This is a genomic window from Psychroflexus sp. S27, assembly GCF_002810405.1.
Classification (GTDB): Bacteria; Bacteroidota; Bacteroidia; order Flavobacteriales; family Flavobacteriaceae; genus Psychroflexus; species Psychroflexus halocasei_A.
On sequence record NZ_NEXQ01000005.1, the window covers coordinates 1 to 11181 of the forward strand.

The 11181-nt window shown below is 32.8% G+C and carries 13 protein-coding genes and 2 pseudogenes; 6 read left to right on the plus strand and 9 right to left on the minus strand.

Annotated features, from left to right (window positions below; all coding sequences use genetic code 11):
- A pseudogene (locus CAP47_RS12315) lies at nt 1-265 on the plus strand (hypothetical protein); the annotation flags it as partial.
- Nucleotides 266-277: 12 nt separating this feature from the next.
- Here CAP47_RS12315 and CAP47_RS00560 read toward each other — a convergent pair.
- From CAP47_RS00560 to dnaA, 5 genes are all read right to left on the minus strand, one after another.
- Nucleotides 278-499, minus strand: a complete 222-nt coding sequence (locus tag CAP47_RS00560) for a nitroreductase family protein (protein ID WP_100774937.1) — start codon at nt 497-499, stop codon at nt 278-280.
- Nucleotides 492-950, minus strand: a complete 459-nt coding sequence (locus CAP47_RS00565) for a MarR family winged helix-turn-helix transcriptional regulator (protein ID WP_100774938.1) — start codon at nt 948-950, stop codon at nt 492-494. Before CAP47_RS00565 ends, CAP47_RS00560 begins: the two co-directional genes overlap by 8 nt.
- An 82-nt stretch (nt 951-1032) precedes the next feature.
- Nucleotides 1033-1755: an SAM-dependent methyltransferase gene (locus CAP47_RS00570; RefSeq protein WP_100774939.1), complete on the minus strand. Its 723-nt coding sequence runs from the start codon at nt 1753-1755 to the stop codon at nt 1033-1035.
- A 3-nt stretch (nt 1756-1758) separates the two neighbouring features.
- Nucleotides 1759-2217, minus strand: coding sequence for a low molecular weight protein-tyrosine-phosphatase (locus CAP47_RS00575; RefSeq protein ID WP_100774940.1), 459 nt, complete (start codon nt 2215-2217; stop codon nt 1759-1761).
- 2 nt (nt 2218-2219) lie between these two features.
- Nucleotides 2220-3650: a chromosomal replication initiator protein DnaA gene (gene dnaA / locus CAP47_RS00580; RefSeq protein ID WP_100774941.1), complete on the minus strand. Its 1431-nt coding sequence runs from the start codon at nt 3648-3650 to the stop codon at nt 2220-2222.
- Nucleotides 3651-3832: 182 nt separating this feature from the next.
- On the opposite strand from dnaA, the gene CAP47_RS00585 reads away from it, so the two are divergent.
- The gene (locus CAP47_RS00585; RefSeq protein WP_100774942.1) at nt 3833-4234 is read left to right on the plus strand and encodes an acyl-CoA thioesterase; all 402 of its coding nucleotides are present in this window, start codon (nt 3833-3835) and stop codon (nt 4232-4234) included.
- Here CAP47_RS00585 and CAP47_RS00590 read toward each other — a convergent pair.
- Genes CAP47_RS00590 through ribD form a run of 4 tightly spaced genes read right to left on the minus strand, consistent with a single transcriptional unit; the run spans nt 4231 to nt 7369 of the window.
- A complete protein-coding gene (locus CAP47_RS00590) occupies nt 4231-4848 on the minus strand; it encodes an IMPACT family protein (RefSeq protein WP_100774943.1) in 618 nt (205 codons plus the stop codon). The two genes, CAP47_RS00585 and CAP47_RS00590, sit on opposite strands and share 4 nt — an antisense overlap.
- Nucleotides 4849-4858: 10 nt before the next feature.
- A complete protein-coding gene (locus CAP47_RS00595; protein WP_100774944.1) occupies nt 4859-5734 on the minus strand; it encodes an EamA family transporter in 876 nt (291 codons plus the stop codon).
- Entirely contained in the window at nt 5731-6339 is a 609-nt protein-coding gene (locus tag CAP47_RS00600) for an HAD family hydrolase (protein ID WP_100774945.1), read from the minus strand. The genes CAP47_RS00595 and CAP47_RS00600 overlap by 4 nt, the downstream gene beginning before the upstream one ends.
- Entirely contained in the window at nt 6332-7369 is a 1038-nt protein-coding gene (gene ribD, locus CAP47_RS00605) for a bifunctional diaminohydroxyphosphoribosylaminopyrimidine deaminase/5-amino-6-(5-phosphoribosylamino)uracil reductase RibD (RefSeq protein WP_100774946.1), read from the minus strand. The genes CAP47_RS00600 and ribD overlap by 8 nt, the downstream gene beginning before the upstream one ends.
- Before the next feature lie 25 nt (nt 7370-7394).
- Between ribD and CAP47_RS00610 the strand changes: the two genes are divergently transcribed.
- The 4 genes and pseudogenes from CAP47_RS00610 to CAP47_RS12440 form a co-directional block, all read left to right on the plus strand.
- The gene (locus tag CAP47_RS00610) at nt 7395-7880 is read left to right on the plus strand and encodes a GNAT family N-acetyltransferase (RefSeq protein ID WP_100774947.1); all 486 of its coding nucleotides are present in this window, start codon (nt 7395-7397) and stop codon (nt 7878-7880) included.
- Nucleotide 7881: 1 nt separating this feature from the next.
- Complete coding sequence (gene prmC, locus CAP47_RS00615) at nt 7882-8733, plus strand: peptide chain release factor N(5)-glutamine methyltransferase (protein ID WP_100774948.1); 852 nt, start codon at nt 7882-7884, stop codon at nt 8731-8733.
- Nucleotides 8734-8786: 53 nt separating this feature from the next.
- Nucleotides 8787-10784, plus strand: a complete 1998-nt coding sequence (gene ligA / locus CAP47_RS00620) for an NAD-dependent DNA ligase LigA (protein ID WP_100774949.1) — start codon at nt 8787-8789, stop codon at nt 10782-10784.
- Between the two features lie 170 nt (nt 10785-10954).
- Nucleotides 10955-11181, plus strand: a pseudogene (locus tag CAP47_RS12440) (IS4 family transposase); the annotation flags it as partial.

Genomic DNA, 11181 nt, shown 5'->3' on the forward strand with positions numbered 1-11181 from the left:
AAAAGTAACCAAGACCAAGGGAGCTTTCACCAATGACATAGCACTTCTAAAGCTAGTCTATTTGGCAACGATGAATATTCAAAAAAAATGGACAAGCCCACTGCACAATTGGAGTACAACCATTCAGCAATTATATATTATCTTTGAGGATAGAATTGATCTGGATATCGGTAGAACCCAACCAGCACGTGTCGCTGACGCTAGGTCGCATTCCAAAATCAGTCGAAAACAAGTTTCGAATGATTTTGAAATGGATAAAAAATGAACCAGACAGAGTTTAAATTACACTACCCTGATTCATACCAGCTTTCTCACATAATTCCTTTCTAATTTTATCATTTTCTACAATAATAATTTCATAAGGTTGAAGTCCATAAGAGGAGGGAGCTAAACGCATCACTTCTTTTATCACTGACATCTCTTTATCTGAGATTTTCTTCTCTGAATTAAATTTTTTTGTAGCATAACGCCACTTATATTCTTCTAAAATATTATTCATGTGTTCTTAATTTATTCAATAATTTATTTAGTTTTTCCAACTCTAAATTGGTAAGATTTTGTGATAATGACTTTTCAGTATCGTCTAAAACAGGGCTTACCTTGTCTAGGATATCTAAACCTGTTTGAGTAATATAAACTTCGATTTCTCTTCTGTTTTCTGGACAAATATGCCTTTCTACATAGCCTTTTTCAATCAATTTATCAATGAGTCTCGTTGTGTTACTCATTTTCGTCACCATTCTTTCCTGAATGCATTTGAGGTTTGCAGGTTTTCCTTTCTGACCTCTGAGAATACGTAAAACGTTGAATTGTTGCTGACTTAATTTAAATTCTTTTAAAACTTTGTTGTAAGAGTCATGTACAAGTTGTGAACTAATAATCAAATTGATCATTGTTTCTTTAGCAATCGGTAAAGCTTCATTGGATTGAATTATTTTTTTAACTTCCATGTACTAACAACATTTGTATATACAAATATCAAATAAAATAAACAATCATAAGCTTAAAAGGACGTTAATTAAAAGTGAATTTTTAGGAAGCTAGAATGAGATAAATAGCTGGACGTTTATGAATGTCAATCTTCTCTTGACACCATTGCTCAACTGTTTTGGTTTTCACCAGCTCATCTTCAGTTGTTAAATCAACGGCGATGCAGAGTTTTGTTAACGGATGTAATGCTTTACACAAATCATCGATTAATTGATTGTTTCTGTAAGGTGTCTCTATAAAAATTTGGGTTTGGTTTTCTTGGCGACTTCTGTTCTCAAATTTCTTTAAACTTTTTTTACGTTCATTCTTTTCGATTGGTAAATAGCCATTAAAAGCAAAACTTTGACCGTTCAATCCGCTTGCCATCAATCCCAGTAGGATAGAGGAAGGACCAACAAGTGGGATAACGTCAATTTTACTTTTGTGAGCTAAATCTACAATCACGGCACCAGGATCGGCAACGCCAGGACATCCAGCATCAGAGATAATGGCGACATCTTGACCTTCTAAGCAAGGATTTAGAAAGTCTGGTATTTCTAATTCAGAAGTAAATTTATTTAGTTTTTGAATATGTAATTTATCTTGTGACTTTTTGGGAGAAATCGTTTTGATAAATCGTCTTGCGACTTTTTCATTCTCGACAATATAATAATCAATTGATTCAATCACTTTACGTATTGAAAGCGGAAGCACTTCAAGAGGCGCTTGATCACCTAATAAATTAGGGATTAAAAACAATTTTCCTTTCGATTGATTATCGCTCATTTTTTAATTTTTCAATCTGTCAGCTATTTGATGACTAGCTTCATCTAACATTTTATAAACATGGTTAAATCCGTTGATGCTATCATAATAAGGATCTGGAACATCAACTGACGATTCTGGGTGAACTTCATCCATAATCATTTTGACTTTCTTCTTGTCTGCATCTGATTCAGCTAATTGACAAACATTGTCATAGTTAGATTGATCCATGACATAAATATAGTCAAAATCTTCAAAATCAGATTTTAAGAAAGGTCTGCTGCGCTGATCTGTAATATCAAGTTTATTTTTTTGAGCTACATCAATTGATCTTTGATAAGGGAGTTCACCTTCATGTAAGGCCGAAGTTCCTGCAGAATCAACATAGAATTTTGAGGTGTCTAATTTAGATTTTAAAATACCTTCCGCTAATGGTGAGCGGCAAATATTACCTAAACATACCATTAATATTCGCGTCTTCATATTTATGTTTCTTTGAGTTTTCTATCAATATCGTCGTAAAACTTTTTAAATTCTTTATTTGTCAGTTTCAAGTTATCGACTGTTTTACATGCATGTAGGACAGTTGCGTGATCTCTTTTTCCTATTTGTTTGCCAATACTCGTTAAAGAATTATTCGTCAACCTTTTAGAAAAAGACATCGCTAACTGTCTCGCTTGTACAATATTTCTTTTTCTTGTTTTGGATTGAATCAATTCTAAATCAAGCTGAAAGTATTCGCTAACAACTTGTTGTATGCGATCAATAGAAATTTGCTGACTTGTTTTCTTGACGTAATTTTTGACAATTTGTTGTGCCAAATCAATAGAGACCTCTGTTCTGCTGAAGGATGAATGTGCAATCAATGAAATAATTGCGCCTTCAAGTTCTCTGATATTCGATTTGATATTTTCTGCAAGGTAATGAACGACATCTTCAGGCATTTCAACACCATCGCGATAAAGTTTATTTTCGATAATCGATAAACGTGTTTGATAATCTGGCGACATCAGTTCAGCTGATAAACCCCATTTGAAGCGGGATAACAAACGGTTTTCAATTTCTTGCATATCAACAGGCGCTTTGTCACTTGTCAAAATAACCTGTTTTCCATTTTGGTGTAAATGGTTAAAAATATGGAAGAAAACATCTTGTGTTCCTTTCTTGCCTGATAACAATTGAATGTCATCAACAATAAGAACATCGATAATTTGATAAAAATGAATAAAATCATTTCTATTATTTTTACGAACAGACTCTATATGTTGTTGCGTAAATTTTTCAGCAGATATGTATAAGACAGTTTTATCAGGAAATTTCTCTTTAACTTCTAAACCAATGGCATGCGCTAAATGCGTTTTGCCTAAACCAACACCACCAAAAATAAGCAGTGGATTGAATGATGTTCCGCCAGGTTTATTAGATACTGCTAAACTCGCTGAGCGAGCTAATCTATTAGCATCACCTTCTATAAAACTTTCAAAACCATAATTTGAATTGAGTTGAGAATCTATCTTAAGATTGCGAACACCAGGAATCACAAAAGGATTCTTGAATTCTGGATTTTTTTGAGTCGATTTAAATTCAACTGATTGCGCACTGACATTAGAGCGCTGTGTACTTGGAATACTCTCGGTATGCGACTTTTTCTTGCCTTGTGTATTTTCCATTTTAATGCTATACACAAGTTTTGCACCTTTACCAAGTTCTTTGGTTAATGCTGATTTTAATAACTCAACATAATGTTCTTCAAGCCACTCGTAAAAAAACTTTGACGGCACTTTTATGCTTAAAGAGTTTTCAGTTAAACTGACTGCCTCAATAGGTTCAAACCATGTCTTATATGCTTGATTAGAAATGTTATCCTCAATAAATGAGAGACAATTTTTCCAGACTGAATGAGCAGTATGTTGCATTGAATTAAACTTGAATTTAAAGGTTATTAAATCGACCTCAATAAACTAATTTTGAGATGACAAATATGTGAACAAAATACTTAATAAAAAAATGAATTTTACGTGTTTAAATTAGAAAAAATCCTTATACTATAAACGAATTATTTATCGTAAAATTATTTTAAAATTGACAAGCCCTTGAAATGTTAAAAGAAACACAAACTCCAATAGAAGTCCGTTATGCTGAAACGGATCAAATGCAAATTGTACATCATTCAAATTATGCTATTTATTTTGAACAAGCCAGAGTTGATTGGCTCCGAAAGCAAGGCATGCAGTACGATAAGCTTGAAAAAGAGGGTGTTATGCTGCCTTTGATAAAATTGGAAGTTAATTATAAAAAGCCTACTGTTTTTGGTGATAAAATTTTAGTAAAAACTTTTTTGGAAAAAATACCAAGTGTTAAAATTTCGTTTGATTATTTTATTTATAATGATAAAAATGAACTCTTAACCAAAGGTAAAACTGTACATGCTTTTGTTAGTTCTGAAACAAGGCGGCCAATGCGATGTCCGCAGTCAATTTTGGACTTGCTTTCAGACTAATTTTTTGGTGGTTTTTGACTGACATTTAAGCCGTAAATATGATTGAATTTTTCGAAATATTCTTCATATTTATTTTCGCGAATTTCAATTTCAAAATTGCAATCTAATTCTAAATTTTGTGAAACTATTTTAAGATTTAAATCATTTGTTAATTGCATCACTTGATCCATCATATCATAATTACAATTCACGAAAATGGATTTTGTAATCAACTTTTTAATAATTTTGCTTTCATCTAAAACCATTTGAGCGGCAATTTTATAAGCAGAAATCAATCCGCCAACACCGAGTTTTGTTCCGCCAAAATAACGCACAACGACAACTAATATATTTGTGACTTCATAAGCTTGAAGTTGTCCGTAAATAGGCATGCCAGCTGAGTTTGAAGGTTCGCCATCGTCATTGGCACGGTAATGTTCGTAATTTTGTCCGAGTTGCCAAGCATAACAGAAATGACGTGCTTTGTGATGTTTTTTTCTTAATTTTTCAATAGCTAATTCTACATCTTCCTCTGTCTTTACAGGGAAAGCTGTTGCAAAAAATTTACTGGATTTTATTTTATAAAGAATTTCAGGACTTTCCTCATCAATCGTTTTAAAAGCATCTGCTTCCATAAATTTCTCTTTAATTAAATAAACTAATTAATACTAAACTTACAATGGCTACGGCAATTCCAATCCAGTTTTTAGGAATTAATTTTTCACCAAATGCAAAAATGCCAATTAATGTTGATAGTAAAACGATGCTAACACTGTTTAAAATAAAAACAGCAGAATCGCTTAATGTCTCTATACGTAAAGCATTGATGAAAAAATAGATTGAAAAATAATTGGGTATTCCTAAACAAAATCCGCCTATGACAGCTTTAAGTTTAATCGGTGTCGTTCTGTTCTTTCTAGTCAGTGTTAATGCTATCAAACCAGTTGTCATGGCACATAAAAAAAGGCTTGCTGAAAAAATAGCGATATCACTTTCTTTGATGTAATCATTTTCAAAAAACTTGATGCCACTTTCAATAATTCCGCTTCCAATAAAGACAATGGCTGGATAAATTAAATTCTTTTTATCGATTTTGATGCCTTTTTTCGTTTTTATAGAAACAAGATAAACAGACACTAAGGCTAACAAAATACCAAAGATTTTCATTGTATTTAATGACTCATCGTAATAAAATATAACAAAAATGACAGGTATCGCTAAACTCATTTTGCTTGCAACCGAAACGACAGATAAACCACTTTTCTGTGTGGTAATCACCATGAAGTTAAAAATTGTTATAAACATGATACCCAATCCAACTGCACCGTAAAACCAATCATTACTCGGAATCTCTAAAATATCTGAAAATTGTAAATCACTTTGCATGCTCATACCTAAAACAAAAGCGATGAGATAGTTGAAAATTAGTGCATGTAACCTATAAATATTATGTTTTTCAAGTAATTTAAAAACCACATAAATTAAAGTAGAGGAGAGGATGCTGAGTAAAAGATATATCAAAATAAGTCTGATTTTTTGTTAAATAATTCAGTGATGTCGTCTTTATTTGGATCTAAATGCCAGACTTTTAAGCCCAATTTTGAGGCAGAAATTGTATGTTCTTCTGTATCATCTATAAAAAATGTTTCTTCCGCTATCAAGTTATTTTCTTCTAAAACAAATTTAAAAATTTCAGCATCTGGTTTTCTGTAATTGATTTCATGTGATAAATAAAACTGATCAAAACAAGCTTTAAATTCAGGATATTCAGGAATGTTTTCTTCAACCCATTTAATGTGTAAATCGTTTGTGTTACTGAGCAGAATGAGTCTGTATTCTTGTTTTTTCTTGAGATTCTGAATAAAATCTAAACGATGCTTTGGAAAATCGATTAAAATTGAATTCCATGCATCGACGAAGCTTTTCTTTGTTAGACCTTTTTTTTCTTCTAAATAAAAATTGATAAAACTTTCAGTTGACATCAAGCCTTTTTCATACTTTTTATTGATATCCCACATTTCAGGAGTAAAATCTAAAAGATCGAATTTAGCTAAATTCAAAGCTGTTGCTTTTTTATCAAGATTTAAAAAGACATCACCAAAATCAAAAACTAAGGTTTTAATCATTTCTATATATGTTTAAAATGTCAGTCGAAATTTTTTCAGTTAAGATTGGTGTACAATCCAATTTTGGTGCTTTTATGCCTGAATTTAATTTGTTTTGACCTGTAAATATGCGTGCTTCATCCCATAAGTTTTGATCAATAAAGCTTTGTAAAGTTTGTGAACCACCTTCTATAATGACAGAGTGAATGTTAAGTTGATACAATTTTTCCATCAATTGATTTAAAACATTTTTATTAAAATCAATAGCGATATAATTCAGATTTTTTTTGTCTTTGGTATTTAATTTAATATCATGAAAAACGTAGGTTTGCACAGAAGCATCAAATAAATGTAGGTCTTCATTTAATTTCAAATCTTTGTCAATTACTATTCGTATTGGCGACTTTCCTGACCAACTCCTTGTGTTGAGTTGTGGATTATCTTTTAAGGCTGTATTTGTACCGACCATAATGGCAACCTCTTCGCTACGCCATTTATGAACCATCTGTTTTGAATAAGGATTGCTAATCCAAAAAATTTCATCTTGCGTTTTGGGAGCAATAAAACCATCAGGCGTTTCTGCCCACTTCAAAATAATATAAGGTCTTTTTTTCTGATGAAAAGTGTTGAAACGTTTATTTAAATCAAGGCATTCTTTTTCTAAAACACCAACTCTGACTTTTCTGCCAGCTTCAAAAAGTTTTTTAATACCATTTCCTGAAACTTCAGCAAAAGGATCAACAGCGCCGATAATGATTTCAGGTATGTTTTTATCGATAATTAAATTCGCACAAGGTGGCGTTTTCCCATAGTGGCTACAAGGTTCAAGACTCACATATATCTGAGAATCTCTAAGTAATTCATGATTTTTAACAGATGCAATTGCACGAACTTCTGCATGCGCTTCACCAGCCTTTTCGTGCCAGCCTTCACCAATAATCTTATTTTTATGCACAATGACGCAGCCAACAAGCGGATTTGGATAGGTTGAACCTAAACTTTTTTTTGCAAGTTGTATGCAACGCGACATGTATTTTTCATGTATATTCACATCACAAAAATAGAATTATATTTGAATGAATTCCATAGAAATTAGACCAATTCAGAAAAAGGACAATCCTGAAGTTGCAAAGATGATTCGTGAGGTTTTAATCGAGCAAAATGCACCAGAAGAAGGTACAGCTTATGCCGACAAAAGCTTAGACGAAATGTTTGAAACTTACGATAAAAAGCGAAGTGAATATTTCGTTTTACTTGAAAATAATCAAATTAAAGGTTCAGTCGGTATTTCGCCATTAGAAGGTGGTGAAGATGATGTTTGCGAATTACAGAAAATGTATTTTCAACCAGAGGTGAGAGGTCGTGGTTTAGGCGCTCAAATGATGCAAACTTGTTTGGATTTTGCGAAAGAAAATGATTTTAAGTCTTGCTACATCGAAACTTTACCATGGATGAAAGCAGCGCAAAAACTATATCAGCGTTCAGGGTTTGAATACATCGATCATCGTTTGGGAAGTACTGGACATCATGCTTGCACCGTATGGATGCTCAAAAAATTATAGGATGAAGAAAGTCATTTTAAAAGAATTTAAGCAAGAAAAATTAAATCAATTAACAGCAATTTACGGAAATGATGAAGCTGAATCTTTATATCATTGGTTGGTTGAGGATGTTTTAGGAATCACAAAAATCGACCATCATTTAAAAAGTGAAACAGAGTTTGCTGATGAAAAATTAAAGGATTTTGAGCAGAAATTTGATCAACTTTTAAAGCAAGTTCCAATTCAACACATTTTAGGTTATGCTGAATTTTTTGGAGAAAATTTTCATGTGAATTCAGATGTGTTAATTCCTCGTCCAGAAACTGAAGAACTCATCGAATGGATCATCGCTGATTTTCATAAAGCTGATGAAATTAAGATTTTAGATATCGGGACAGGAAGTGGTTGCATCCCGATTATTTTATCAAAACATTTGCCCAAAGCCAAAGTTTTTTCTCTAGATATTTCTCAAGAAGCATTGTCAATTGCCAAACACAATGCGTTGATGTTAGATACAACAGTCACTTTTTATCAACAAAATATTCTAAAAGCAAATCAACTCCCTACTGAAGTTGATGTGATTGTTTCCAATCCGCCTTATGTAAGAAATTTGGAAAAGGCTGAGATGCAAAATAATGTTTTGGATAATGAACCGCATTTAGCACTTTTCGTCAAAGATAATGATCCGCTTCTATTTTATCAGAAAATCGCTGAACTAGCTTTTAAAGAGAAAAATAAACCGATGATTTATTTTGAGATCAATCAATATTTAGCAAAAGAAACAGAAGAAATGTTGAGAGAAATAGGCTTTTCTCAAATTGGATTAAAAAAAGATTTTAGAGGAAATGATCGCTTTATGAAAGTGCAGAAATAGCCAGAAAAGTCATCATTATTTTTAAATTTACAGGTCTTTAAAGACGTTTAAACATGGATATCAAAACAAAAATAGAGCAACTAAGAGAGGAGTTACACAAGCATAATTATTTGTATTATGTTCAGGATCAGCCCGAATTATCAGATTATGAATTTGATATGAAGCTGAAAGAACTTCAAGATTTAGAAGAAAAACATCCTGAGTTTTATGATGCTAATTCACCAACTTTAAGAGTTGGAGGAGAAGTGACTAAAAATTTCCCGACAGTTGTTCATGATTATCGTATGTATTCGCTTTCAAATTCTTACTCAAAAGAAGATTTATTAGAGTGGGAAGCACGATTAAAAAAACAAATTGAAGGAGAGATTTCATACGTCTGCGAACTTAAATATGATGGTGCCTCAATCAGTTTAACTTATGAAAACGGTAAGTTGTTGAGAGCTGTTACAAGAGGTGATGGCCAGCAAGGCGATGAAGTGACAGCGAATGTGAAAACAATTCTGTCTGTTCCATTGCAATTAAGAGGTGATGATTTTCCAGAAAGATTTGATATCCGTGGTGAAATTGTTTTGCCTTATGAAGGTTTTGCAAAACTCAATGCTGAACGTGTTAAAAATGGAGAAGAGCCTTATGCGAATCCGAGAAATACAGCTTCAGGAAGTTTGAAATTGCAAGACAGTGGAGAAGTGGCAAAGCGACCGCTTTTGTGTTTATTATATAATTTAACTGGCGATCGTTTAGGTATAAATTCTCAATACGAAAGCTTAGAAAAAGCAAGAAAATGGGGTTTTAATGTGCCAAAACAAGCTGAGTTGATGCATTCAATTGATGATGTTTTACAATTTATTAATTATTGGGACTCACACAGGCATGATTTGCCATACGAAACAGATGGTGTTGTGATTAAAGTGAACAGCTTACAACAACAAGCAGAATTAGGTTTTACTGCAAAATCTCCACGTTGGGCAATGGCTTATAAGTTTAAGGCAGAGCAAGTCAGTACAAAACTCGAAAAAATCGCTTATCAAGTTGGTCGAACTGGCGCCATCACGCCAGTGGCAAATTTAGAGCCAGTACAATTAGCAGGTACGACAGTTAAAAGAGCTTCTTTACACAATGCCGATCAAATTGAAAAATTAGATGTGCGTGAAAATGATATTGTTTTTGTAGAGAAAGGCGGCGAAATTATTCCTAAAATCGTGGGTGTCGATTTTACGAAACGCAACCAAAATTCACAGAAAACAATTTATATTAAAAATTGCCCAGAGTGCGGAACTGAACTTGTAAGGGAAGAAGGCGAAGCTTTGCATTATTGCTTAAATGCCGCAGGCTGTCCGCCGCAAGTCGTTGGCCGTATTCAGCATTTTATTTCTCGTAAAACGATGGATATTGAAGGTCTTGGAGGTGAAACAGTGGCGCTTTTGGTATGTGAAAATTTAATTGAAAATTATGCTGATTTATATGATTTAAAAAAAGAGCAAATATTACCTTTAGAACGTATGGCAGAAAAATCTGCTGAGAATTTAATCAATGGCATTGAAGCTTCAAAACAAATCCCATTTGAACGTGTGTTATTTGCTTTAGGAATTCGTTTTGTCGGTGAAACTGTTGCCAAGACTTTAGCAAAACACTTTAAAAGTATCAATGCAATTGAAAATGCGACCCAAGAAGACTTGGAAAAAGTTGATGAAATTGGTGTGCGTATCGCTGAAAGTGTTGTGGACTTTTTCAAAATCGAAAAGAATAAACAACTGATTGAAAGGTTAAAAAATTACGGTTTGCAATTAGAGCTTTCAGAGGAAGCTTTAGCTGAGCAAAGCGATAAACTTGAGGGTTTAAACATTGTGATTTCGGGAGTCTTTACACGTTTTACAAGAAATGAAATCAAAGAGTTGATCGAGAAAAATTCTGGAAAAAACACAAGTTCAATTTCAAAAAAAACAGATTATTTGGTCGCTGGAGATAAAATGGGGCCTAGTAAACTTCAAAAGGCTGAAAAACTTGGTATAAAGATCATCACTGAAGATGAGTTTGCAAATTTAGTGAAATAAAAAAACCTTCGTTCATTCGATTGAATGGCGAAGGTTTTAACTAAAACTATTTAGTACACGACAAAAATTGTTTAACTATTTGATTTTTAACAAAGTAAAGTGAATTTTAATCTTCTTTATATTGCATAAAATACTGGAATTCAGTATATTAAAGCATTATTCTTCAAGTAATGACTTTAAAAAAGAACTCCAGTACAGGTATTAAAGATACTCAATTATTAGCACTATTCAAAGCTCATTTCAAAGGACATCTCAACTTGGCCAGGATCCGTCTTATCTGTTTGTTTATTGACGCTCTATGCAAAGTTAAGTCTGTCAATTTTGTAAAGTTATCTGCTGGATTTGATACATCTGTAGATGCTTCAAGCAGTTACAGACGCATTCAACGCTTTATGGC